The 25,862-nt window shown below is 56.6% G+C and carries 22 protein-coding genes; 12 read left to right on the plus strand and 10 right to left on the minus strand.

From position 1 onward, the window contains the following. Window positions 1-10: 10 nt before the first annotated feature. Window positions 11-2,239 (minus strand): glucans biosynthesis glucosyltransferase MdoH, encoded by a 2,229-nt coding sequence (gene mdoH, locus AC0N03_RS09300; protein WP_474288410.1) that lies wholly within the window; start codon window positions 2,237-2,239, stop codon window positions 11-13. Continuing rightward, entirely contained in the window at window positions 2,215-3,750 is a 1,536-nt protein-coding gene (locus AC0N03_RS09305) for an OpgD/OpgG family glucan biosynthesis protein (RefSeq protein ID WP_474288411.1), read from the minus strand. The genes mdoH and AC0N03_RS09305 overlap by 25 nt, the downstream gene beginning before the upstream one ends. 246 nt (window positions 3,751-3,996) lie before the next feature. Here AC0N03_RS09305 and glmU point away from each other — a divergent pair, with 246 nt between their 5' ends. From glmU to AC0N03_RS09320, 3 genes are read left to right on the plus strand one after another with little or no spacing between them, the layout of a single operon-like run. After that, window positions 3,997-5,355: a bifunctional UDP-N-acetylglucosamine diphosphorylase/glucosamine-1-phosphate N-acetyltransferase GlmU gene (glmU, locus tag AC0N03_RS09310; RefSeq protein ID WP_474288412.1), complete on the plus strand. Its 1,359-nt coding sequence runs from the start codon at window positions 3,997-3,999 to the stop codon at window positions 5,353-5,355. Between the two features lie 39 nt (window positions 5,356-5,394). After that, complete coding sequence (gene glmS, locus AC0N03_RS09315; protein WP_474288413.1) at window positions 5,395-7,221, plus strand: glutamine--fructose-6-phosphate transaminase (isomerizing); 1,827 nt, start codon at window positions 5,395-5,397, stop codon at window positions 7,219-7,221. A gap of 24 nt (window positions 7,222-7,245) precedes the next feature. Beyond that, window positions 7,246-7,698 carry a PaaI family thioesterase gene (locus tag AC0N03_RS09320; RefSeq protein WP_474288480.1) on the plus strand — a complete coding sequence of 151 codons (453 nt, stop codon included), beginning with the start codon at window positions 7,246-7,248 and terminating at the stop codon, window positions 7,696-7,698. Here AC0N03_RS09320 and AC0N03_RS09325 read toward each other — a convergent pair. Further along, complete coding sequence (locus AC0N03_RS09325) at window positions 7,684-9,267, minus strand: SulP family inorganic anion transporter (protein WP_474288415.1); 1,584 nt, start codon at window positions 9,265-9,267, stop codon at window positions 7,684-7,686. The two genes, AC0N03_RS09320 and AC0N03_RS09325, sit on opposite strands and share 15 nt — an antisense overlap. A 168-nt stretch (window positions 9,268-9,435) precedes the next feature. On the opposite strand from AC0N03_RS09325, the gene AC0N03_RS09330 reads away from it, so the two are divergent. The 9 genes from AC0N03_RS09330 to AC0N03_RS09370 all read left to right on the plus strand — a co-directional run bounded on the left by AC0N03_RS09330 (window position 9,436) and on the right by AC0N03_RS09370 (window position 19,025). Continuing rightward, on the plus strand, window positions 9,436-10,470 hold the full coding sequence (locus AC0N03_RS09330; protein WP_474288416.1) for a cysteine synthase A: 1,035 nt from the start codon (window positions 9,436-9,438) through the stop codon (window positions 10,468-10,470). Continuing rightward, window positions 10,467-11,186, plus strand: coding sequence for an alanyl-tRNA editing protein (locus AC0N03_RS09335; protein ID WP_474288417.1), 720 nt, complete (start codon window positions 10,467-10,469; stop codon window positions 11,184-11,186). The genes AC0N03_RS09330 and AC0N03_RS09335 overlap by 4 nt, the downstream gene beginning before the upstream one ends. 288 nt (window positions 11,187-11,474) lie before the next feature. Next, entirely contained in the window at window positions 11,475-12,338 is an 864-nt protein-coding gene (gene sseA, locus AC0N03_RS09340) for a 3-mercaptopyruvate sulfurtransferase (protein ID WP_474288418.1), read from the plus strand. Beyond that, window positions 12,335-13,120, plus strand: coding sequence for an SDR family NAD(P)-dependent oxidoreductase (locus AC0N03_RS09345; RefSeq protein ID WP_474288419.1), 786 nt, complete (start codon window positions 12,335-12,337; stop codon window positions 13,118-13,120). The genes sseA and AC0N03_RS09345 overlap by 4 nt, the downstream gene beginning before the upstream one ends. A 14-nt stretch (window positions 13,121-13,134) precedes the next feature. Next, window positions 13,135-14,106, plus strand: coding sequence for a quinone oxidoreductase family protein (locus tag AC0N03_RS09350; protein WP_474288421.1), 972 nt, complete (start codon window positions 13,135-13,137; stop codon window positions 14,104-14,106). A gap of 136 nt (window positions 14,107-14,242) precedes the next feature. Beyond that, on the plus strand, window positions 14,243-15,829 hold the full coding sequence (locus tag AC0N03_RS09355; RefSeq protein ID WP_474288422.1) for an ABC transporter ATP-binding protein: 1,587 nt from the start codon (window positions 14,243-14,245) through the stop codon (window positions 15,827-15,829). Next, on the plus strand, window positions 15,819-16,907 hold the full coding sequence (locus AC0N03_RS09360; protein ID WP_474288423.1) for an ABC transporter permease: 1,089 nt from the start codon (window positions 15,819-15,821) through the stop codon (window positions 16,905-16,907). Before AC0N03_RS09355 ends, AC0N03_RS09360 begins: the two co-directional genes overlap by 11 nt. Continuing rightward, window positions 16,904-17,827, plus strand: a complete 924-nt coding sequence (locus AC0N03_RS09365; protein WP_474288424.1) for an ABC transporter permease — start codon at window positions 16,904-16,906, stop codon at window positions 17,825-17,827. The genes AC0N03_RS09360 and AC0N03_RS09365 overlap by 4 nt, the downstream gene beginning before the upstream one ends. Before the next feature lie 130 nt (window positions 17,828-17,957). Next, a complete protein-coding gene (locus AC0N03_RS09370) occupies window positions 17,958-19,025 on the plus strand; it encodes a BMP family ABC transporter substrate-binding protein (RefSeq protein ID WP_474288425.1) in 1,068 nt (355 codons plus the stop codon). A gap of 54 nt (window positions 19,026-19,079) precedes the next feature. Here the strand turns inward: AC0N03_RS09370 and mazG are convergent, their stop codons facing one another. From mazG to tmk, 7 genes are all read right to left on the minus strand, one after another. After that, complete coding sequence (mazG, locus tag AC0N03_RS09375) at window positions 19,080-19,901, minus strand: nucleoside triphosphate pyrophosphohydrolase (protein ID WP_474288426.1); 822 nt, start codon at window positions 19,899-19,901, stop codon at window positions 19,080-19,082. Window positions 19,902-19,963: 62 nt separating this feature from the next. After that, window positions 19,964-20,644, minus strand: a complete 681-nt coding sequence (locus AC0N03_RS09380) for a cold-shock protein (RefSeq protein ID WP_474288427.1) — start codon at window positions 20,642-20,644, stop codon at window positions 19,964-19,966. Between the two features lie 316 nt (window positions 20,645-20,960). Beyond that, a complete protein-coding gene (locus AC0N03_RS09385) occupies window positions 20,961-21,761 on the minus strand; it encodes an MBL fold metallo-hydrolase (protein ID WP_474288429.1) in 801 nt (266 codons plus the stop codon). Then, the gene (locus tag AC0N03_RS09390) at window positions 21,758-22,549 is read right to left on the minus strand and encodes a TatD family hydrolase (protein WP_474288430.1); all 792 of its coding nucleotides are present in this window, start codon (window positions 22,547-22,549) and stop codon (window positions 21,758-21,760) included. The genes AC0N03_RS09385 and AC0N03_RS09390 overlap by 4 nt, the downstream gene beginning before the upstream one ends. A gap of 1 nt (window position 22,550) precedes the next feature. Beyond that, window positions 22,551-24,098, minus strand: a complete 1,548-nt coding sequence (metG, locus tag AC0N03_RS09395) for a methionine--tRNA ligase (protein ID WP_474288481.1) — start codon at window positions 24,096-24,098, stop codon at window positions 22,551-22,553. Window positions 24,099-24,152: 54 nt separating this feature from the next. Next, entirely contained in the window at window positions 24,153-25,208 is a 1,056-nt protein-coding gene (locus tag AC0N03_RS09400) for a DNA polymerase III subunit delta' (protein WP_474288432.1), read from the minus strand. Continuing rightward, the gene (gene tmk / locus AC0N03_RS09405) at window positions 25,208-25,861 is read right to left on the minus strand and encodes a dTMP kinase (protein ID WP_474288433.1); all 654 of its coding nucleotides are present in this window, start codon (window positions 25,859-25,861) and stop codon (window positions 25,208-25,210) included. The genes AC0N03_RS09400 and tmk overlap by 1 nt, the downstream gene beginning before the upstream one ends. Window position 25,862 lies beyond the last annotated feature (1 nt).

Here is a 25,862-nt window from a genome sequence, read left to right on the forward strand (position 1 = left end):
CTGACCAAGGTCATTTCGCGACGCTGGGCAGGCTGACGAGCAGCGCGATGAGTGCACGATCATGCAGCAACACCATGCGCTCCTTCGGCTTGAGCCAGGCAATGGCCTCTTCAAGCGAATTGGCATCCGTGAGCTTGGCTTCGGCCATGGCGCGATCCGGTTCAATCTGGCCGCGCTGACGTCGCTTGGCAACAGGAAGAAAAGCCTGATGCGCAGCCTGCAATTTGGGAGAATCATGCAAAGCGCGCAATCCATCGGCTTCGTCAAAATTCATTGCCGCCATTTCATGGGCCAGTTCGTTTGCCCGGATTGCGATGGGCGGCACATCGGCTTCCTCGGGTGTTTTGAGCAGGTTCAGCTTTTTCAGCCACAGACCTATGGAGAGCTGCCCGCTCGCCCATGACAGGAAGATGGCCAGAATCAGTCCGGCTATGGTTGGAGACATCCATGCGACCAGCGACGGCGATATCAACAATCCGCCCATGAGGCTGATTATCCCGAGCACCACATGGCTGCGATGGCGCCGGACGATATCTTTCATCGGAATCGAACCGTCATCGCGTCGCTGCGGGTTCCAGCCCGTATCGCGCCCGAACAGAATCTGCATCACCGAGCCAGACTGAACCAGCATCATGATCGGCGCAAGCAAAGCCGAGAGAATAATCTCAAATAATGTCGAGATCAGCAGCAGCAGGGCGCCGCCAGCGGCGCGGCGCGTATCTCTCTGAAACAGGCTGATCAGCAGTCCGAGAAATTTGGGAGCCAGCAGGATAGCCAGCGTGAGTTCAAACAGGCTCAGCGACCGTTGCGCGTCAAAGCGCGGCCAAGCGGGAAACAATGTGAACTGATCGGTGAAATATTCGGGACGGATGTACCGGGTCTGCAAAACCAGCACCAGACCGATCAGGAGTTGCGCCATCCAGAGCGGAGAGGCCAGATAAGACATGATCCCGGTGGCAAAATGCTGCCGTGTCGCCAGATGCAGGCCTTTGGCGGGGAGGACGCGGATATGTTGCAGGTTGCCCTGACACCAGCGCCGGTCGCGCGCCGACAGATCGATGAGCGAGGGCGGACTTTCCTCGTATGAGCCGCCGAGCACCGGCAACATATAGACCGCATAGCCCGCACGGCGGATCAAGGCTGCTTCGACAAAATCATGGCTCAGGATGTGGCCGCCGAACGGGGGCTTGCCGTTGAGATCAGGCAATCCGCAATGCGCGGCAAAAGCCTTGGTGCGGATGATTGCATTATGGCCCCAGTAGTTTCCGTCGCGCCCCATCCATGCCGAGAGACCGGCGGCAATCACCGGCCCATAAATGCGCGCCGCGAACTGCTGCTGCCGGGCAAACAATGTGTTGCGGTTAATGATCAGCGGCAATGTCTGTATGATTCCGGCGTCGGGGTCGGCCTCCATGGCCGCCGCCAGCGATACAACGGAATGGCCGGTCATCAGGCTGTCGGCATCCAGCACGACCATGTGGTCGTAATGCCCGCCCCAACGCGTCACGAAATCGGCAATGTTGCCGGCCTTGCGCGCCGTGTTTTTGGGCCGGTGGCGGTAGTAGATCCGATAGTCATTGCCCAGCCGCGCCCGTATTGCCAGAAAAGCCTGCTCCTCCGCGATCCAGACATCCGGATTTGTCGTGTCGGACAGAAAAAAATAATCGAAATGCGCGCCGAGACCAGTCCGGGCCACGTCCTCCGCAATAGCCTGAACCGCGCCAAACACCCGGCTCGGGGCTTCATTATAGATCGGCATCACTATTGCCGTACGCCGGCTCAGTGTCTTGGGTAGATCACGCATTTTTGGCTGGCGCAGTGCCAGCCATAGAAAGCCTATGATCGAACTGGTGAAGGCGAGGGCGATCCAGGAAAAGTTCGCCACAAAAAGAATCAGGAGCAGCCATTTGAGCAGGCTGACGCCGCCCACATCGACGACCATATACATCTGGTAGGCGCCATAGGCCGTCAACGCCAGCCCGCCGCCGAACACAACCAGCCTCTCAAGCACTGGACGGTAGGCCAGCTCCGGCGCGGCCCATTTGCGGCGCTCGGTTCTGGCGTCGAAATGCGTAAGCGACTGCACAGGCATATCGAGATGCGCTTCATCCGGCATGGCAGGGGCAAAGCCTGAACTGTCAACCTGCGTGATCGGCGCGTGGCGCAAGGCGGCGCTGTCGTTCAGGCGTGGTTCCGCCTCGCGGTGAGCTTGTTTCAGATTGTCCAACGGTACAACCATGTTTCGCTTAATGCCTGACTTCCGGATTGGAGAATGAGACGGATTTCGACAAGATTATCGCTGTTTGGCTGAAAATCGAACAGCACCCGCATTGTTTTGGGCGTTTTCCCCGCAACAACCCGGGATGAGAGCAATTCTGCTCCTGTGAGTGTCACCGATGCTTTGACATTGGCTTCGCGGGGCAGGTTTTCAAGATTATCGCCAGTAAAATCGACCAAAATGCGGTAACGCGTTTTGCCGCCAAGTGTGACCTTGCCGCTGCGCGCCTGTGTGGCGATGGCCAGGGGCGGTTTGAGCGGCGGTGACCAGCACCAGAACTGCCGGTAGGAATAACGCGTTTCGACCGCCTGTTTCAGGCCTTCCTTGGGACGCCAATAGGCGTTGATGTTCTGATTGATTTCAGACTCGCTCGGAATTTCGATCAATTCGAATTGTCCGGCACCCCAGTCGCCGATTGGCTCGATCCAGAGCGAGGGCCGGCGCTCCCAGTGCTGGTCATCATCTTCAAATGTCGCCGGATCGCGATCCCGCTGCAGCAAACCGAATCCATTGGGATTTTCATCGACGAAAGCAGATCCTTGCAGGGTTTGTCGGTTTGAGACCGGCCGCCAGAGCCATTCATCCTTGCCGGTCAGCATGCGCAGCCCTGTCACCTCGTAAACTGCGGGCCGGATATCGTCGACCTTGCGCCTATCGAGCGGCGAAAAAAAGGATGTAGCCTGCATGGCGGCGATACCGACATGGTTGATAGCCACGCGCGGGATAAGCACCGATTCAGTATCGATGATTGTCGCGTCGCTTGTGCGGAGCGTGAAGCGGTAAGCGCCGGCGACACTTTCGGAATCGAGCAGGGCATGGATCACAAGTGCATGTGTGGCCGCGGAAGGGCGCTCGATCCAGACTGCGCGGATAATCGGAAATTCCTCGCCGCGCGGATCGGCTGTCCGGATCGCCAGTGCGCGCGCCATCACGCCCTGGTTCTGATCGCGCGCCAGAGCCCGGAAAAAGCTCGCACCCTGAAATATGGCGCGTTCATCGAAGGTGCCATTGCGCGCCTCCAGAATACGGAAACCGGAATAGCCGATATCCTTGATATCGCCGCCAACCTTGAGTTTGCCGAAATCAAAACGGCCCATGTCATAGCCGACCCGCGTGATCATGTCCCCGTTGACGAGGTTCAGGTCCATCGGCGTGTTGAAGATAAAGCCCCGATGCAGCGGTTCTATGGCAAAGCCGAGATTTTCATTAATCCATATCTGGCCGCCGGGCTTTGCGCGAATATCCACGTACTGATCGTAAGTGAGCGCCGAAAACGGTGATGGAAGGGATGAATCAGGTGCCTTGTAAGGTGATTTCGCCAGATTGCGTGCAATGTTGAGCACGTAATTATCGTCAAATGCGGCCGGCGCCGCCGGCGCCTCGTCAGCCATGGCTGACAGGTTGGTCAGAGCACTGGCGAAGCCTGCTCCTGTCATCAACCCAAGTCTGAGAAAATCACGGCGATGAAACATAGGGTGCAACTGCCTCGGGATCTGAATAAAATTGTGTCGATCGTGTCATTCTTATCAATTATGACAGATTCCACTCCCACCCTTTCTATAGCGCAATGCACCAAAATTGCGCGACGTTTTTTCGGCGCTCATGCAAATTATTGCGGTTGAATGCGGGGTTTTCATGGTGCAAAGGTTGCCACTGGTTTAAGTGGATGTCAGTTTGCAGCATAGTTCTCATCCCACACAAAGACAGATCAGACAGAAATGCCCAATTCCTCATCGCCCCAGAACCCGCGTCGGCGGCTGGCTGTTATTCTGGCCGCCGGAGAGGGAACGCGGATGCGTTCCTCGCAGCCGAAAGTGCTGCATGAAATCGGCGCGCGCGCACTGGTGCTTCATGTCATGGACACGGCCCGCGAGGCAGATTGCGATATAGCGGTCGTCATTGGCCCCGGCAGGCCGGATGTTGAGGCGGTCGTCAGGACGCATTCAGCCAATGTATCTGTTTTCACACAGACCCAGCGTCTGGGCACGGCACATGCAGCTTTATGCGCGGCTCCGCTTCTTTCTGGCAATTATGACGAGGTTTTCATCGCCTTTGGCGATACGCCGCTCGTGACAGGAGCGACATTGGGACGAATGGCCGACGTGCTCACCAATGGTTCTGATCTCACTGTGCTGGGATTTGTCGCCGCTGATCCGACCGGCTATGGCCGGCTGATCATGCAGGACGACAGGCTCGTTGCCATACGCGAGCACAAGGATGCCACTTTGGCCGAACGTGACGTCCGCCTGTGCAATGCCGGCTGGATGGGATTTGCGGGCGACAAAATTCTGGGCATCCTCCAGACGATTTCCAACGCCAATGCACAGCAGGAATTTTACCTTACCGATGCGGTGGCTCTCGCAGCGGAACAGGGCCTGAGCGCTCAGGTTGTCATCGCCGATGAACGCGAAGTTATGGGGGTTAATGATCGCAGCCAATTGGCGATTGCCGAGCGTTTATATCAAGATCGCGCGCGGCAAAAATGGATGCTGGAAGGGGTGACGATGCTGGCGCCCGAAACGGTTTATTTTGCCCATGACACGGAGCTTGCCCGCGACGTGCTTCTGGAGCCCAACGTCTTTTTTGGCAGAGGCGTAAAAATCAGCGAAGGCGTCACGGTTCACGCGAATTCGCATATCGAGGGCGCGGAAATCGCGTCGGGCGCGCATATCGGCCCGTTTGCAAGAATTCGCCCCGGAAGCCGCATTGGTGCTGGCGCCAAAATCGGTAATTTCGTCGAGACCAAGGCTGCGCTGATTGCCGAGGGCGCGAAAGTTAATCATCTGAGCTATATTGGCGACGCGGAGATCGGTGCGAAGGCCAATATAGGCGCAGGAACAATCACGTGTAATTATGACGGTTTTTCTAAGTTCAGGACAATCATCGGCGCGCAGGCCTTCATCGGATCAAATTCCGCGCTGGTGGCGCCAGTTTCCATTGGCGAAGGAGCCTATGTCGGTTCTGGTTCCGTAATCACGGCAGATGTCCCGCCCAATGCTCTGGCCCTCGGGCGAGGTCGTCAGGTCGAGAAGGCCGGCTGGGCCACCGAATTCAGGGCCTCAAAAAAATCGAAATAAACATTAAATTCGCTCAAGGCTCGTTCAGCAGGAAATATCATGTGTGGAATTGTTGGCATTCTCGGCCATGAAGCGGTTGCTCCCCAACTTGTGGAAGCGCTCAAGCGGCTTGAATATCGAGGATATGACTCGGCCGGTGTTGCCACGCTCGAGGCAGGGCATATTCATCGCTGCCGGGCGCAGGGCAAGCTGAAAAATCTTGAAGGTCGCCTGAATGCCGAACCGCTGCTTGGCCATTCCGGCATAGGCCATACGCGCTGGGCTACCCACGGCAAACCGACTGAAGCGAACGCGCATCCCCATGCCAATGAGCATGTCGCGGTTGTGCATAATGGCATTATCGAGAATTTTCGTGAATTGCGGGAAGAACTCGCAGGCAAGGGTTTCGTCTTCACTACAGAAACCGATACGGAAGTGGTCGCACATCTTGTGAGCGATGCGATCAGGCGGGGTAAAGGCCCGGTCGACGCGGTGGCGGAAACTCTGACCCGCCTGCGTGGTGCTTTCGCGCTGGGTTTTCTGTTTGAAGGCGAGGATGACCTGCTTATCGGAGCCCGGCAGGGCGCGCCTCTGGCCGTTGGATATGGCGACGGCGAGATGTATCTCGGGTCGGATGCCCTTGCGCTGGCACCCTTCACCGATCAGATCACCTATCTCGAAGACGGGGACTGGGTGATTCTCACCCGCACTTCCGCAGAATTTCGCGATTCCGCCAATCGCCGCGTCAATCGCGCCAAGCAGCGGTCTCAGGCCGGCGCCTTCATGATCGACAAAGGCAATTACCGGCACTTTATGGCCAAGGAGATCCACGAGCAGCCGGAAGTCGTCGGCCGCACACTGGCACATTATCTGGATATGGCCGATGGCTCCATCCGGCTGCCGTTTGACCTTCCCTTCGACATACGCAAAGTGTCGCGGATCACTATTTGTGCCTGCGGCACTGCAAGCTATGCGGGCCTCGTCGCCAAATATTGGCTGGAGCGCTACGCCCGCATCAATGTCGAGATCGATGTAGCCTCCGAGTTTCGCTACCGCGAAGCGCCGATGGAGGCGGGTGGCCTGATGATCGTCATTTCCCAGTCCGGCGAGACGGCGGATACGCTGGCCGGTCTGCGTTACGCCAAGGCACAGGACCAGCACGTTCTTTCGGTGGTCAATGTTGCCTCGTCAACTATCGCCCGGGAAAGCGATCTGGTCGCGCCGACACTGGCCGGTCCCGAGATCGGCGTCGCCTCGACCAAGGCTTTCACCTGCCAGCTTACGGTGCTCGCCTGTCTGGCTCTGGCCTTTGGCAAAATGCGCGGCCATATCGACGAGACAAAGGAGCGCGAACTTGTCTCGCGCCTGATGGCTGTGCCGGGGCTTATGGCTGAGGCGATCAAACGCGAGCAAAGCCTGCAGCAGATTTCCCATCATCTCGCAAAATCCCATGATGTGCTTTATCTGGGTCGGGGCACGTCCTATCCTTTGGCGCTGGAGGGCGCGCTCAAGCTCAAGGAATTGTCCTATATCCACGCTGAGGGCTATCCGGCAGGTGAACTCAAGCACGGCCCCATCGCACTTATCGACGAGACGATGCCGGTTATCGTCATCGCGCCGCATGATGCCGTTTTCGAAAAGACTGTATCCAACATGCAGGAGGTTGCTGCGCGCGGAGGGCGGATTATTTTCATTGGCGACCAGCGCGGGGTTATCGAATCCGGGCTGACACTTGAGGCCAGTTTCGTTCTGCCGGACATGCCTGCGGATTTTGCGCCTATCGTCTATGCTGTGCCGGTGCAGATGCTGGCTTATTATACGGCTGTATTTATGGGCAAGGACGTGGATCAGCCACGCAACCTCGCCAAATCAGTGACCGTGGAATAGGACGTGCAGACTTTTTCACCTGTTATGAACATTGAAGAATTGCTCGCATTTCTTCATGAGGCCTTTCCTCAGATCCGCTATGCCGGCCCTCAAGGCAGCGGCGACCTACAGAATCCCGCGGACGTTGAAATCCTCTCGGTTTCAGCGGGCAGATGCCGTGTGCGGGCGCCTTTCCGCGCCAGCAGCCTGCGTCCCGGCGGCACAATTTCCGGGCCGACCATGTTCACCTTGGCCGATGTCGGCGTTTACATAGCCATTCTGGCGCATATCGGCCCTGTCGGTCTTGCCGTCACCACCAATATGACGATCAATTTTCTGAACAAGCCGGGTCCCGAGCCGATCGTGGCCGATTGCACTTTGCTCAAGCTCGGCAAGCGGTTGGCCATCGGCGACGCGCACATATATGCCGAAAGCAGCGAAACTCTCGTCGCGCATGCAGTCGGCACTTATTCGATTCCGCCATCATCCCACAAATAGCTCGGCAGGCAGCCCATTGCGCTGCAATGTGTGGGCTATGGCGGGCGGCGCATTTGCGAAGCTGATTGACGTGCCGAGGCGCTTCATCCGCAACATGAATGTTGTCAGCACGGGGTTGATGCTGGCATCGACGAACAACACGTGCTCCATTCTGACGACAAGATGCGGTCCGGGCGGCTCGATTCTGGCGAGCGCTTCATGAATTTCTGCGGCGGTTCCGGTGAACAGGGTTCCCTGCAAGGCAATGGCCGGCGCGGTATCGGTCAACTCGTTTGTGTTGACATGTGTATTCTGCGCCGACCGATACATGAATATGATCGCGCCCAGCAGGGTTCCCGCACCAATACCGGTGGGAAGATCGATGAAGACTGTCAGGAGAAATGTCGCGAGCAACACCAGCGAATCCTGCCAGTCGTGACGCAATATTTTCACAAATTCATGGCGATCCGCCATGTTCCAGACCACAATCATAAGAATGGCAGCGAGCGAGGGAAGCGGAATGTAGCTTGCGAGCGGTGCGGCGATAAGAATGAACAAAAGCACGAATATGCTGTGATATACGCCAGCGAGCGGTGTCACTGCGTGGGCGCGGATATTCGTGGCTGTGCGGGCAATGGTGCCGGTGGCGCAAATGCCGCCAAACATGGCTGCACCGATATTTGCCAGGCCCTGCGCGACAATTTCAGCATTGGGTCTGTGCCGCGTTCCGGCCATGGCGTCAGCAACGACGGCGGAGAGCAGGGATTCGATGCCGCCCAGCAGGGCAATGGTCAGCCCGGCCGGAAATACCGTGGTGATCGTGTGCCAGCGCAGATCCGGCCATTGCGGCGCTGGTAATGACGAGGGAATGCCGCCGAAACGTGTTCCGATCGTATCGACGGGCAGATGCAGCACCAGTGCGCCCAGTCCTGTTATCACCACGACGATGAGAAAGGCAGGCCAATGAGGGCGATATTTTCTCAGCATGGCGATCAGCACCACCGAGAAAATGGCCAGAGCCGAGGCGCTGAACGACAGCGTATTTCTGACGCCCCACAAGGCAGAAAGTTTCTCAAAAAATGGCCCCGGTTCATGGGCGATATTCAACCCGAAAAAGTCTTTCAGTTGGCTCGCGCCGATGATAACGGCAATGCCGGCGGAAAATCCGACGATAACGGAGTGAGGAATGAATTTGATGAGACTGCCCAATCGCAAAACGCCGATGACTAGCAAAGTCAGGCCTGCGATCATGGTCGCCGTCAGAAATCCGCCAAATCCGACCGTGGCAATGGTGCTGGCCACCAGCACGATAAATGCACCGGCCGGTCCGCCGATCTGATATCGGCTGCCGCCGAACAGGGAAATAATCAATCCGCCGACCACCGCCGTGATCAGACCTTGCACCGGCTGCGCGCCGGAGGCTATGGCTATGGCCATCGATAAAGGCAGCGCGACGATAGCGACGGTGAGACCGGCAGAAAAGTCGGCTTTTAAGGCGTTTATCGAGTAACCCTTGCGCAGAACGGAAAAGCTCTGCGGCACAAATGAATCATGATCGCCGGATTCAGCGGCGGGACGGGAATTGGGCATGGGCGGGACTCACTGGGAACACTAGCATTTCACTGCTTTGGCAATCGCAGTGCAACAAAAATCGTCTCACCTTTGCACAAAATCTTTCTATCAAAATTATAGAATTAAAAAGCTTGCTTGTCGGCAGGTGCCTGAGTCATTAATCTTGGCTCAGACAGAGGATTGATGATGACTTATGCAAAAACCGTCATTGAAGCCATCGGCAATACGCCGCTGATCAAACTCCGCGCGGCTTCCGAGCTCACTGGCTGCACCATTCTGGGCAAAGCAGAATTCATGAACCCCGGTGGCTCGGTCAAGGACAGGGCTGCTCTGGGCATCATCCAGCATGCCATCAAGACCGGTGAATTGCGTCCGGGCGGCACGATTGTCGAGGGCACAGCTGGGAACACCGGCATAGGGCTCGCAATGGTGGCCAGAGCCATGGGGTTTCGCGCTGTCATTGTCATTCCTGATACACAGGCGCAGGAAAAGAAGGATCTCATCCGCACGCAGGGCGCTGAACTCATCGAGGTGCCGGCTGTTCCTTATGCCAATCCGAACAATTACGTTAAATTTTCCGGGCGTCTGGCTGAGAAACTGGCTAGGACCGATCCGAAAGGCGCTGTCTGGGCCAATCAATTCGACAATGTGGCGAATCGTCAGGCCCATATCGACACCACCGGGCCGGAAATATGGACGCAAACCGAGGGCAAGGTTGACGGTTTCATCTGCGCCGTAGGCTCGGGAGGCACGCTTGCAGGCGTTGGCATGTCGCTCAAATCCTTCAACGCGGAAATTCAGATCGGCCTTGCTGATCCGATGGGTGCCGCACTTTACAGCTTTTACACGCAAGGCGTGCTGAAAGCTGAGGGGTCTTCGATCACAGAAGGCATAGGTCAGGGGCGTATTACGGAAAATTTGTCGGGATTCCGCCCCGATGCCGCCTTTCAGATCAACGATCAGGAAGCCGTGAGCATCGTCTTCGATCTGGCGGAACATGAAGGGTTGCTGCTCGGCGGCTCATCCGGCATTAACGTCGCTGGCGCAATTCACCTCGCCAAAAAGCTGGGGCCGGGCCATACAATCGTAACAATTCTGTGCGATGGCGGCATGCGCTATGCGTCCAAGCTGTTTAATCCGGCTTTCCTGCGTTCCAAGCAATTGCCGGTGCCGGGCTGGCTTGAGCGCCAGCCCGCAGATCATCGGGACGTGTTCGCGTGACAACAAAGCTGTTCATCGAAGATGCCTACATGCGAGAGGTGAAAGCCCGCGTGGTCGCAATTGAAGGCAATGGTGCTGTTGTGCTCGACAGAACCATTTTCTACGCGCAGGGCGGGGGGCAGCCCGGCGACAGCGGCTCAATCACAACGATGTCCGGAGATGTGCTGACGGTTCAGAACACGCAATATTCCGCCGACCGGCAAGCGATCTGGCACATGACCGAACATGCGGAAGCAAAACTCATCCCCGGCGACGAGGTGCATATCGCGATCGACTGGGCCAGACGCTATGCCCGCATGCGCGCACACACGGCGTTACATCTTCTCACTGCCGTATTGCCTTATCCCGTGACTGGCGGCGCTGTCTCAGAGGATGAGGGGCGGCTTGATTTCGATATCCCTGAAGCCGGGCTGGACAAGCAGGAGATAACCGACAAACTCAATGCGCTGATCGCCACTAACGCGCAGGTGCGTACGCGCTGGATATCGGACGAAGAATTATTGGCCAATCCGGGACTGGTCAAGACCATGTCGGTCAAGCCGCCAATGGGAACGGGCAAGGTGCGTCTGGTGGAAATCGTCGGACTCGATCTTCAGCCCTGCGGAGGAACCCATGTCGCCGGAACTGCGGAAATAGGCCGGGCGGAAATCACCGACATTGAAAAGAAGGGCAAGCAAAATCGCCGTATCCGGATCCGGCTCACCCAAAGCGGATAACGAATGCGGCGATAGCGGCAACGAGTGTAAGAAGAAACAGGCCAGCAACTGCAGTTCCTTGCGAATGATCGGTCTGCGGCGGGCTCATCTACAAAACCTCGGTGGATATTTCCTGCATCCTAATTCAATGTTGTGACGAACCTTTGTCTGAAAACGATCGAATTTTTGCAATTTTCGAGATGTTTTCTTAAATCCGAGTCGTGGTAGAAACAGTAAAAGCAAGAGATCACCGGTTAACTGCCGCAATGTGATTGATATGCAGGTCCAGATATCGGGGAGATCATCCAAATGGCACAGCGTCCGGCTCCGGAAAATTTTGTCTCAACCGAGTGGCTGGAAGCCCATCTTGGCGCACCTGACATAGCGATCATAGACGGTTCATGGCATTTGCCGCCGCTCAAGCGCGATGCGAAGGCGGAATATCTCGCAGCACATATTCCGGGTGCTGTGTTTTTCAATATCGATGAAATTGCGGATCTATCGACGGGATTGCCGCATATGATGCCGCAACCGGTGCAATTTGCCGAAGCCATGGGCAAGCTCGGGTTGGGTGATGGCATGCAATTCATCGTCTATGATCAGAGCGGACTGTTTTCCGCGCCGCGCGTGTGGTGGATGCTGCGAACATTCGGCGCCAGAGACGTCAAGATTCTGGCGGGCGGATTACCTAAATGGCTGGCCGAGGGCCGCGCTACCCAGTCGGGACCCGCGGTCCACAAACATCGCAGCTTCACCCCCCGTCTTGACCACGGTGCCATTGCCCGGGTGGACGATATCCGGCGGATACTTAATGAAGGCAGCGCGCAGATCGTGGACGCGCGTCCGGCTGATCGTTTTCGCGGAGAGGCGCCGGAGCCGAGGCCGGGCGTTCGCTCAGGGCATATTCCGGGAAGTTTCAACCTCCCGTTCGGGCAGATTGTTGAAAACGGTCAACTTAAACCCAGAGCGGAAATCGAGCAGGCATTTGCAGCATCGGGTGTCGATCTTGCAAAGCCCATCGTCACGTCCTGCGGTTCTGGCGTCAGCGCGGCCATATTGGCTCTGGCCATCGAAGAAACGGGGCGTCATGTTGCCGGCATATATGATGGATCCTGGGCCGAATGGGGATCGCGGCCTGATCTGCCGGTGGCTACCGGAAGCGCTAAGCCATGAGCGCTTATCGGGCAAGACCACAGGACGGGTTGGCCTGGGTGACTGGCGCCAGCACCGGAATTGGCAGAGCGGTAGCCCTTGAACTTGCACGGCGCGGCTTCAGCGTGGTGGCAACAGCGCGGCGGCAGAGCCTGCTGGATGAATTGTCTGCCGAGGCCGGAAAATTTGCTGGCCGCATTATACCCGCTTGCGGCGATGTTACCGACAGGGCCGGTATGGGCGAATTGGTGCGCTCGATAGAAGCGGAGCACGGTCCGATCAATCTCGCATTTCTCAATGTCGGCACGTACATGCCTGACAATGTGGATGCTTTCGGCGGACAGGGGTTTCGGGAGACGTTCAGCATCAATATTGATGGCACCGTCAATTGCCTTGAACATCTCTTGCCGATGATGAAGGCCCGCGGACGGGGACAACTCGCGGTTAATGCCTCTGTCGCCGGTTATGTCGGCCTGCCGCGCGCCATTGCCTATGGGGCGACGAAGGCCGCGCTGATCAACATGTGTGAAAGCCTGAAGTTTTCGCTGGATCGCCACGGTATCACGTTACAAGTGGTCAATCCCGGTTTCGTGCGGACGCCGCTGACCGACAAGAATGACTTTCCGATGCCGTTTCTTGTGGAACTCGACGAGGCGGCCATCCGCATCTGCGATGGTTTTGCAAAAGGCGGATTCGAAATTACATTTCCGCGACGCCTGTCCTGGACTTTGAAATTTCTCCGCATGCTGCCATATCCAGTCTACTTCTGGCTGGTGAAAGCCACTATCGGATCGAAGATTTAAATCGGGGAAGCACCATGAAAGCCATAAAGATCTATGAAACCGGCGGTCCGGAGGTTATGCGCTGGGAAGATGCCGAACTTATGCCCTTGCAGCCGCATGAGGTGCGCGTCAGGCATCATGCGATAGGGATCAATTTTATCGACGTTTATTTTCGCAACGGTGTTTATCCGGCGCCGCAATTTCCGTTCACTCCGGGCAATGAAGGCGCAGGCGAGATCATCGATGTCGGCAGCGAGGTCAAAGGCTTCCAGACGGGCGACCGTGTCGCCTATGTTGCGCCGCTCGGCGCATATAGCGAGGTGCGAAACATAGACCCAAAGCATCTGATAAAAATTCCAAAGTCCATTTCGTACGAGACGGGCGCTGCCATGATGCTCAAGGGCATGACGGCCTATTACCTGCTCCATGACACCTACAAGGTCAAAGCGGGCGACACCATCCTCGTGCATGCGGCAGCCGGTGGCGTTGGACAGCTGCTCTGCAGGTGGGGCAAGGCCTTGGGTGCGCATGTGATCGGCACTGTCGGCTCCCGTGAGAAGGCGCAGATGGCGCTTGAGGCCGGGGCGAAAGACGTCATCCTGTATAATGAGGAAGATTTCGTCAGCCGCGTTATCGAGATCACGAATGGCAAGAAATGTGATGTCGTTTATGACGGCATCGGCCGGGCAACTTTCCCTGCGTCGCTTGATTGCATTCGTCCGCTGGGATTGTTTGTGACTTACGGCAATGCCTCCGGGCCCATTGAGGCGTTCAGCCCTCTGATCTTGTCGCAGAAGGGTTCCTTGTACATGACCCGCCCGACGCTCAACACCTACACTGCGACCCGCGAGAGTCTGGAGCGCTGCGCAGGCGCGGTCATTTCAGCCATTGAAAGCGGCGTGATCGCTATCGATGTGCATTCGCGCTTTGCCTTGCAGGACGCGGCAGCGGCCCATCAGGCGCTTGAGAGCCGCTTGACGACCGCTTCCACCGTATTGTTGCCCTAGTCATTTTCATTTTTTGGTTGAAAAACATTCCGCCCGGCGGGCGGAATGTTTGGCCTGCTTGCATAAGATTTAGTGTAGCGCCTAGAAAAGAGCAGGATAAGATCAAAATCCGGCAGTATGGCGGGGGCGCGATGACATGACGGACATTACCATCGACCAGAACCACTTGGGCAAATCGTCGCACGCATTGATACGCGTTGAGAATATCACCAAAAAGTTTGGTTCTTTCACAGCAAATGACACTATCAACCTCGAACTTCATTCGGGTGAAGTCCATGCTCTGCTGGGAGAGAATGGCGCCGGCAAGTCCACATTGGTGAAAATACTTTATGGTTTGCTGACTCCGACAAGTGGGCATATCTACTGGGACGGAAAACCGATCTCTCTCGATAATCCCGAACAGGCCCGCAGTCTCGGCATAGGCATGGTGTTTCAGCATTTTTCGCTGTTCGACAACCTGAGTGTCTCAGACAATATTGCGCTGGTGCTGCCGCGTTCGGTCAAGCTGACCGATGTGCCGGACATGATCGCGGGCGTTTCCAAAAAATATGGAATTGAGCTTGAAGCTGATCGTCCGGTTTGGAGCCTTTCGGCGGGCGAACGTCAACGCATCGAAATCGTGCGCTGTCTGTTGCAGAATCCGAAATTGCTGATTCTTGATGAACCGACATCCGTTCTCACGCCTCAGGAAGCAGATCAGCTCTTTGTTACGCTTGAACAACTGAAATCCGAGGGCAGGGCGCTGCTTTACATTTCGCATAAGCTGGATGAGGTGAAGCGTCTTTGCGACAGGGCAACTATCCTGCGTCTTGGCAAGGTGGTCGGCACATGCAATCCGCGGGCTGAAAGTGCCCGGTCCATGGCAAATCTGATGGTGGGAACGCATATCGCCGATATACGTCCGCCGACGGATCGCAGGATCGGCCCGGTCCGCATCAAGCTTGCAGGTCTTTCACTGGATTCGCCCGAACTTCATGGCACGGATCTGAAGGATATTCGTCTGGAGGTGCGCGCCGGGGAAGTGCTTGGTATTGCAGGTATCGCTGGCAATGGCCAATCCGAGTTGTTCGCGGCGCTTTCGGGGGAGACATTGGCCGGTCGAAATGACGCGATCGAAATTGATGGGCAGGCCTGTGGCCAGTCTGGCGTCACGGAACGGCGCAGGATGAATGCGGCCTTCGTGCCGGAAGAGCGCAATGGCCATGCTGCCGCGCCGGATTTTTCTCTCTCCGATAATGTCATCCTGACGCATCATGCACTCGGGCAGGTGGTCCAGCACGGCCTTTTGCAGCCTGATCGGGCCAGAAACATATCGGCGGAAGTGATCAAATCCTTTGACGTACGAAAATCTGGGCCGGATCCGGCGGCGCGGACGCTCTCGGGCGGCAATTTGCAGAAATTTGTGGTTGGCAGGGAAATTTGGCTGCAGCCCGATATTCTTGTCGTCAATCAGCCGACATGGGGCGTCGATGCCGCTGCAGCTGCCGCCATCCGTCAAGCTCTGATCGATCTTGCCGGGAAAGGGGCTGCAGTCATCGTGATCAGTCAGGATCTGGATGAACTGTTCGAAATATCCGACAGGCTGGCTGTTCTCAATCATGGGCATCTGTCGCAGCCATGTGACGCAAGAGAAACAAGCCGCGAGGAAATTGGGCTGCTGATGGCCGCACATTCACCCTTGGCGCATGGCGAGAATTCGGGAGCGGCTGCACATGCACATTGATCTGGAACCAAGGCAGTCCGTCTCGCGGCTTCGCGAAATCATTTCTCCCATCGTGGCGCTGATTTTTGCTCTCATTCTTGGCGGAATCGCGGTCTTTGTGCTGGGAAAGTCGCCCCTTGAAGCGTTCGATGTCTATTTTCTCTCGCCTTTGACCAATTCCACCGATCTGCAGGAATTGGGCGTGAAGGCGACGCCGCTTGTGCTGATCGCGATCGGCCTGTCGTTCTGCTATCGGGCGAATATCTGGAACATTGGTGCGGAGGGCCAGTTCATCATCGGCGGCACACTGGGTGGCGGGATTGGCATTCTCACCAATGGCGGCGCCGGGCAGGGTACTTTCGGTTCCTGGTGGATATTGCCGGCGATGATGATCGTGGGGGCGCTTGGCGGCATGATCTATGCCATGATTCCAGCCTTTCTGCGGGTGCGTCTTGGCGTTTCCGAAATTCTGACAAGCCTGATGCTGGTCTATGTCGCGCAGCTCATTTTGGATTATCTGGTGCGCGGCCCGTGGCGCGACCCGAAGGGCTATAATTTTCCGCAATCTGTCCAGTTCGATCCTGAAGCCACTCTGCCGTTGCTGTTCAGTTCCGGCCGGCTGCACTTTGGTGCGATTCTCGCCCTGCTCACGGTGGTGATTGCCGCATTCATCTTTGCACGGACAATTTTTGGCTATCGCGTGCGGCTTGTTGGCAGCGCGCCAAAGGCGGCGCTTTTTTCCGGATTCAGCGATCGTCAATTGACCTATGCGGTCTTTGCGATCTCCGGCGGCTTGGCAGGTCTGGCGGGCATCGTTGAGGTTTCGGGCCAGATCGGTCAGTTGCAGCCGTCGATTTCCCCCGGCTATGGCTTCACAGCCATTATTGTCGCCTTTCTGGGCCGACTCTCGCCGTTCGGCATTTTGATCGCGGGGCTGGTTCTGGCGCTGACCTATATCGGCGGAGAATTTGCTCAGGTCACGATGCATATTCCGCAGGATCTCACGCGGGTATTTCAGGGTATTTTGCTGATGTGCGTTCTGGCGGCTGATGTTTCAACACGCTATTCGCTCCGGTTCAGGCTTGGGAGGCGGTTATGAATATGCATCTGATCGAGCTTGTTCTTATCACAATCGTCAGTTCGGCGACGCCGCTTCTCATCGCTGGCATAGGTGAACTGGTGACGGAAAAGGCTGGTGTCCTGAACCTTGGCGTTGAAGGCATGATGCTTGTGGGCGCTGCGGTTGGTTTCGCGGTTGCTTTCAGCACTGACTCAACACTTCTGGGTGCGCTTGCGGGAATTGCGGCAGGCATGATCCTCTCGCTCGTCTTTGCATTTCTTGCCATCGGATTGGCCACTAATCAGGTGGCGACAGGGCTGGCGCTCACTATTCTGGGGGGAGGGCTGTCCAGTCTTATCGGTGCGGCGTATGTCGGACAAAAGCGTGACAGCGCACCCACGCTGCATATTCCGGGACTTTCCGATCTGCCGCTCGTAGGCAAGCTGGTGTTTGGCGAGGATGCCTTTGTTTACAGCGCCATTCTGCTGGTTATTGCGGTCAACTGGTTCGTCTTCCGCACGCGGGCGGGCCTGACCCTGCGGGCCGTGGGCGAGAGCCACGGTTCGGCCCATGCGCTGGGTGTGCCTGTACGGCGGATCCGTATTCTCGCCATAGTTTTTGGCGGTGGATGCGCGGGGCTGGCGGGTGCCTTTCTGCCTTTGGCGGATACGCCGTTCTGGTCGCCGGGGATGACGGCCGGACGGGGATGGATTGCGCTGGCTCTGGTGGTTTTTGCGTCCTGGAAGCCTTGGCGGGTTGTCTGGGGCGCGTTGCTGTTTGGCGGCGCAACCATGCTGGAATTGCATTTGCAAGCCTTGGGGGTAGGGTTGCCGGGGCAGGTGCTCTCTTCGCTGCCCTATCTGGCCACCATTGCCGCTCTGGTCATTCTTTCGATCCGGGACAGGCGCGGCGCGGCGGCCCCCGCAGCTCTGGGGACATCTTTTATCGCGGACCGCTGAATGGCTTTGGCGGGACGCTCTTGCGGAATGAGAATTGCTTCGCATACTTTAGCCTTGGGCGACGCATGGTTGAAGATTTCAGGGCTGAATGAATGCCTGATTTTGTCGCGCAGATCTGGAGGGAGAACGAATGTTTAAACTTGCGAAATTGGCCACGGCCGTTGCATTTGCAGCGGGCCTGTCCAGCGCGGCGCTGGCCGCGGAAAAATTGAAGGTCGGCTTTGTCTATGTCGGCCCGATAGGCGATCATGGCTTTACGTATCAGCACGAACTGGGTCGGCAGGCGCTGCAAAAAGCCCTCGGCGATCAGGTTGAAACCACCTATATCGAAAATGTTCCGGAAGCTGATTCCGAGCGCGCCATCGAACAATTGGCACGCGCCGGCAACAAGCTGATTTTCACCTGCTCGTTCGGCTTCATGGAGCCGACGCTGAAAGTTGCAAAGAAATATCCAAATGTGAAATTCGAACATAATACCGGATATAAGCGTGCCGCCAATCTGGCCACCTATTCGGCAAAGTTCCATGAAGGCCGCTATGTCATTGGGCAGATTGCCGGAAAAATGACCAAGTCGAACGTCATCGGCTATGTCGCGTCCTTCCCGATTCCGGAAGTTGTGTCAGGCATCAACGCCTTTTATCTGGGCGCAAAATCGGTCAATCCGAATGTGAAGATCAAGATTGTCTGGGCGAATACATGGTTTGATCCGGGCAAGGAAGCCGATGCCGCAAAAGCGCTGCTGGCGCAGGGCGCAGATATCATCACGCAGCACACCGATAGCCCGGCTCCGTTGCAGGAAGCTGAAAAGGCCGGCAAGTATGCCTTTGGTCAGGCATCTGACATGATCAAATACGCGCCAAAAGGCCAACTGACTGCTATCGAGGATAATTGGGGCCCATACTATATCGCCCGGGCCAAGGCCGTCCTGAACGGTACCTGGAAGTCGGAAGATACGTGGGGCGGCATGAAGGAAAATTTTGTCGTCATGGCGCCCTATACCAATATGCCTGATGACGTGAAGAAGATGGCTGAAGCCACTCAGGCCGACATTGCTTCCGGAAAGCTTAATCCGTTCCAGGGTCCGATCGTCAAGCAGGACGGCACAGTTGCCGCCAAGGCTGGTGAAGTCCTTAAAGACAGCGATATCCTCAGCATGAACTGGTATGTGCAGGGCATCGACGATAAGCTGCCGCAATAACTGGCGGCACTGATCAGACAGGATAAATGCCGGGGCAGGGACACTGCCCCGGTTTTATTTTTGGCGTTTGGCTTTGTTCCAGAGATCTTCCATCTCATCGAGGCTGGCGCCATCGATGGATCGTCCCTGAGCCTTAAGTTCGGTCTCGATGAAATGAAACCGGCTGAGGAACTTTTGATTGGTCAATCGAAGCGCGCTTTCTGGGTCCACTTTGAGATGGCGGCCCAGATTGGCCACAGCAAACAGCACGTCGCCCAGTTCGCCGGCCAGTTCGTCATTTGCCTCACGCGTCAGCGCATCTTCCACTTCATCCAATTCCTCGCGAATTTTTGCGAGCACCGCGCGCGGATCGTTCCAGTCAAAGCCAACCTTGCCGGCCAGTTCCTGCAATTTCACGGCGCGCGTTAAACCGGGCAGGGCAACGGGCACGCCGTCGAGCACGGAGAGTGCTTTCTCGTTCGACAGGCCGGCAGCAGCGCGTTCAGCAGCCCGCTGCTGCTTTTCAACAGCCTTGATCGCAGACCAGTTCTGCTTGACACTCTCGGTGGAAGCGACCGTTTGTGCTTCGAAGACATGCGGGTGACGGCGGATCATTTTTGCGCAAATTGCATGAACCACGTCGCCAAAATCGAACAAACCTTCTTCCTGTGCCATTTGCGCGTGAAAAACCACCTGTAACAGGAGATCTCCAAGTTCATCGCGCAGATCGAGCATGTCGTTTCGCTCGATGGCATCAACGACCTCATAGGCTTCCTCAATCGCATAGGGCGCAATGGAAGCGAAATTTTGCTGAAGATCCCAGGGGCACCCAGTTACCGGAGTGCGCAATGCACGCATGATTTCGAGAAGGCGCTGAATGTCGGAGGAGGGCTTCATAATCGCTCCAATAAAAAAGGCCGGAGCTTGGCCCCGGCCTGAAACATTATGGGTGCTTTTGATCAGTCAGCGGAAATGGAAAGTGCCTCACGACCCTTAGGGGTGTCGACAACCTTCATGGTCACAGCCTGACCTTCTGCGAGGGAACGAAGCCCGGCAGCGCCCAATGTGGAAATATGGACGAAAACGTCCTTTCCGCCGGCATTATTGGCAACAAAACCAAAACCCTTGGCTTCGTCAAACCATTTGACCGTTCCTTGGACTTCAACGGCGCTCGATGCATCCGGCACGTGCCGTTGCGGGCGTCCGCCACCACCAAAGCCGCCGCGATCACCGCCGCCAAACGACGGCCGGTCGCCAAAGGAGCGGGGACGCTCAGGTGTTGCGGTCGAAAGATCTACTTCCAGAACCTTTGTCACCTGCAGGCCCTTGGCGCCCTGGCCAACCTGAACACGCAGCTTGGCGCCCGAGGGCACGGCTTCATGGCCAGCAGACTGCAGCGCGCCAATGTGAAGGAACGCGTCGCCCTGACCATTGCCAAGCTCAACGAAACCAAAACCCTTGTCAGCTTTGAACCATTTTACGGTTGCGTCGACGGGCGGGCCGGATGAAACAGAGTCCTGTCCAAAACTCGCGGGACGCGCCGGGCGCGATCCGAAAGCTGGTGGCATATCGAAGGGCATCGGCCCATCATCATCAAAACCACGCTTACGCTGACCGCGAAATTCTTTTCCCTTGCTCATGATGCCTTCAAATCTCCACTCACCAAATTCGACCCATTCGCCGTCGCCGCTGGCACATACCCAAATGTGCAGCCTACATATAGCAGGCATCAGGGGTTCATGGCTAGCCCATTCCTTGGCCAGAACTTGACAATTTTCAAAGCCGCCCCAGCAATTCCTCGCCAAACAGACGGGGAATGTGTGTATGAAATTCGCATAAGATATATTATGGAACTAAAATGACCGGATCATGCAGGCTGCGGCAAACAAGGTCTTTACGAAACGGCTACAGAGCTGGCCTGCAATGTCGGTGGTTCGCAGTAGCTGGCTTTAGGCGTCAATCGACTTCGATCACCATTCCATCATAGGCTGGCGCAACATGATCGGGCAGAATTCTGCGCAAGGCCTTATAGTCGAGATCCGTATGCAAATTGGTCAATATGGCCCGCCGCGGCTTCATGCGCTCGATCCAATGCATTGCGTCGTCAAAATTGAAATGCGACGGATGCGGCGCATAACGTAAGGCATCGATGATCCACAGATCGAGATTTTCGAGATACGGCACGCTTTCATCCGGAATGGTCTTTACGTCCGGCAGATAGGCCACGTTGTGGAAACGAAAACCCAAAGCGTCGATCTCGCCGTGATTGACGGTAAACGGCATGGCCGAAACAACTCCGCCATCTCCGTCAATTTCGCAATATTCTCCGGGCTTTATGCGCTTTTCATTCAGCAAGGGCGGATAAAGGCTGCCGGCAGGAGTTCGAAAAATATAGGAAAAAGCGTTGGTTACGATGCGCGATGTAGCATCGTCCATATGCACATCGACGCGGCGGCGCATATGCTGCACCAGAGGCCGCACATCATCAATGCCATGGATATGATCCGCATGCGGATGCGTCAGCAATATGCCGTCGAGCGCTTCAAGCGCTACATCCAGCAATTGCGCACGCAGATCCGGCGCCATGTCCACCAGCACGGAGGTTGTTGAATCTCCGGTAATTTTTTGAACCAACATTGAGCAGCGCCGCCGCCGGTTTTTCGGCTCGGCTGGATCGCAGGCGCCCCAACCATCCTTGCCGATGCGCGGCACACCGCCAGATGAGCCGCAGCCTAAGATTGTGAAGCGCGTGGTCATGATTTGCGCGCCTCGAAAGATTCGATTTTATTGAATAATCTTAATACATTAGACGTCGTGACCTCAACAATCCTGTCAAAGCTGACATCCTTCACCTGCGCCAGAACTCTCGCCGTTTCCACGACATAGGCCGGTTCGTTGCGCTTGCCGCGATACGGCGTCGGCGCGAGATAGGGCGCATCCGTTTCAACGAGCAGACGATCGAGAGGCACATCGCGGGCGATGTCCCGCAAATCCGTTGAATTTTTGAATGTCAGCACGCCTGAAAAGGAAACATACAGCCCCAGACGAAGGCCGGTTTCGGCCAGAGCCCTTGAGGAAGTGAAGCAATGCAAAAGGGCAGGGAAAGCCCCCTTCCCCATCTCGTCCTCGAGTATAGCCGCCATATCTTCGTCAGCATCGCGAGAATGAATGACAAGCGGCAACCGCGTTATGCGCGCTGCCGTGATGTGCCTGCGCAGCACGGTGGCGGCGAGATCACGCGGGGCTTTGTCATAATGATAATCGAGCCCCGCCTCGCCAACTCCGACGCATTTGGGGTGAGATGCCAGCGCAACCAGCTGCTCAACAGCAGCATCTGGCTCCTCGTTCACATGATTGGGATGGGTGCCTATGGTGAAGAAGACGTTTTCATGCGCTTCAGCCAGAGTGCGATAGATATCGTAATGTCGAACCTCGGTCGAAATGGTGATTACGCGTCCGACGCCAGCCGTCCGCGCCCGTTCCAGCACGGCAGCCGTATCGGCAAAATCCGGGAAATCGAGATGGCAATGACTGTCAATCAGCATTTCAAGCCACGACTTCTTCAACATAGCGCGGAAATATGCCGCTCGGCGCGGGTAATTCCTGGCCGCTGACGCACCGCCCGGCCGCCCCTGCCCGATCAAACTGTCGCTCTGCTTCCGGCACTCCAAGCAGATCGAGCAGCTTGCCTGCCGACGCGGGAATGAAAGGCTGGGCCATCAATGCAATATTGCGCAGTACTTCTGCCGTGACATAAAGCACGGTGTCCCGGCGCGCCGGATCTGTTTTGCTCAGACGCCAGGGCTCCTCGCCGGCAAAATAGCGGTTCGCCTCAGCAACGACCTGCCATATTTCCGCAAGGATAAGGTGAAGCGCGAACTCCTGCATCAGCAGCCGGGCCTTGCCGGGCAGAGCATCCGCCAGATCAAGAATTTGCTGATCGGCAGGTGTCAGCGCGCCGCAGGCGGGCATCTTGCCGCCGCAGTTCTTGGCGATCATCGACAGCGATCTCTGCGCAAGATTGCCGAGATCATTGGCGAGATCGGCGTTGATGCGCGCAACGATGGCCTCGTGAGAATAATTGCCGTCCTGCCCGAGGGAAACCTCGCGCAAAAAGAAATAGCGCATCTGATCGACGCCGTAATGCGCCGCCAGCGTGAACGGGTCGATGACATTGCCGACGGATTTCGACATTTTCTCGCCCTTGTTGAACAAAAAGCCATGGACGACGATCTGCCTGGGCACAGGCAATTGCGCCGACATCAGGAATGCAGGCCAATAAATCGCATGGAATCGCGTAATGTCCTTACCGATGACATGAACATCCGCCGGCCAGAAATGATTGCGCGGATTTCCATCTGCAAATCCGGTTGCGGTGATGTAATTCGTCAGGGCATCCACCCAGACATACATCACGTGTTTCGGATCCTTTGGAACCGGCACGCCCCAGTCGAATGTTGTGCGGCTGATCGAGAGGTCTTTTAACCCGCGTTTGACGAAGGCGACAATTTCATTGCGATAATGATCCGGCGTGACAAACTCCGGATGCGCCTCGTAATGCGCAAGCAGCCGTTCCGCATAGGCTGAGAGACGAAAAAAGTAACTCTCCTCTTCAACCCACTCGACCGGCGAGCCGGTCGGCGCGAATTTTTTGCCGTCGGCATGCGTGGTCAACTCGCCTTCATCGAAATAGGCTTCGTCGCGTACAGAATAAAAGCCAGAATATTTGGCGAGATAAATATCGCCGTTGGCTTCCATTCGCTCCCATATCGCCTGAGACGCCTTTTTATGGCGCGCTTGTGTTGTGCGCACGATGTCGTCGGTTGGCGCATTGAGCATCTCGCCCATTCTCGCGAATTGCTCGGCAGTGCGGTCGGCTAAAGCCTGCGGCGTCAACCCCTCGCGTTGGGCAGTCTGCTGCATTTTTAATCCATGTTCGTCCATGCCCGTGACAAACAAGGTTTCATATCCGTCCAGCCGCTTAAACCGCTGGATCGCATCCGAGACAATGCGCTCATAAGCATGTCCGATATGCGGAGCACCATTCGCGTAGGGAATGGCCGTGGTCAGATAAAAGCTTGGGCGCTGCGCCATGATGAAATATCCGGTTGATTGCTGGCTGGTTTTGCCGCGATCCGACGCCATTCGTCAAGCGATGCGTGCAGCTTTTGCCAGTTCGGAAAATATGTTGAGGAAAAGCGGCCGGCGATCCAGATTGTAACTCTCCGTTTCGCGGATTTGCGCTTCGATCGAGGCCCACACATCCGCCCAGGGCCAGAGCGCGCTGCTGCCGCCGGGCACGAGCCGTGACTCGAGCCAGTCCTGAATGATTTCCAGACTGGTTTCAAAAGTTTCGTCATTGGCGCGCCCGGCGATTGCATCGGCCAGTGCATGGATATCGCGCCATTTCACGTCGGGAAGCGCCGAAAGACTCCGATGCAATTGCTGATAAAAACCGAGGCTGTCGGCATTTAGCAGTTTTAGCGCGCGCGCCACCGATCCGCCTGCCAGCCGAGCCGCCGACTCGAGCTGTTCGTCCGGTACAGTGGCGCAAAATTCTTTCAATGCGGCGACGCATTCCCCGGCTGTCAGACCGCGCAGCAGCAATTTGCGGCAACGGGATCGTATCGTGGGCAGAATTTGATTTGGTCTGTGCGCCACGATCAGGAACAGTGATTTGGACGGCGGCTCCTCGATCATCTTGAGCAGGCTGTTGGCCCCGGCGGTATTAAGATCTTCAGCGCTGTCGAGGATGACAATGCGATAGCCGCCTTCTGAAGCCGCCTGCTGGAAGAGATGCACGGCGGCGCGTACGTCTTCCGCGCGGATTTCGGTGTAATGCTTTTTAGTCTTTTCGTTCCATTCGCGCCGCAAGACATGGACATCTCCGTGACCCAATGCCTGTATGCGCTGAACGGCGGGATTATCCGGCGCGACAGCCAATGTTCTGGCGGCCTGAATGGCGCGGCTGGAGTTTTCGGGGTTGCTCAGAATGAATTTTGCAAACCGCCAGGCAAGAGTTGCCTTGCCGATACCCTTTTCTCCGCCGATGATCCAGGCATGATGCAATTTGTCGGATCTGTAGGCATCCAGCAATTCGCGTTCGGCCTCAGCATGGCCATACAACTGCATGGACATGCGCGGATGGGGCGCGTCGGACGTGGCATCGCTCTCCGGCACATTTTCATCGCTCACGCGCGCCATCAGCGGCCTCCATCTTCCGGCAGTCCAAACCGGGCGCGCACGCCCGACCAGATTTCCTCCGCTATGACCTGGGGATCGCCATCGCCACTCACAACGATGCAGCGTTGCGGCTCGGCATTGGCAATGTCCAGAAAGGCTTTGCGCAGGGCGCGATGAAAATCGAGATCCTCGGCCTCGAACCGGTCCGCGGCGGAAACATTTCCCCGACGCAGCCCGGCTCGTTCCAGCCCCATCTCCGCAGGGAGGTCAAGTACGATCGTCAAAGACGGATAGATGCCGTGCAGGGTTACCCGCTCCAATGCCTGAATAACGCTGGGTTCCACCTGACCCATGACGCCCTGATAGGCGCGGGTAGAATCGGAAAAGCGATCACATAAGACCCACTGGCCGCTTTCCAACGCAGGTTTTATCCTTTGTTCGATATGGTCGATGCGTGCGGCACAAAACAAAAGTGTTTCGGTGAATGGCCCCAGATGCTTGGCTGCACCGGAAAGAATGACCTGCCGCACAGCTTCTGCTCCGGCCGAACCTCCCGGTTCGCGCGTTTCCATGACACTGATGCCGATACGCCGCAGATTTTGACCGAGGAGCTTGATCTGGGTTGACTTGCCCGTCCCCTCCCCGCCCTCAAAAGTGATAAAACGCCCTGTCACT

Source organism: Methylocystis sp. sgz306128 (genome assembly GCF_056032725.1).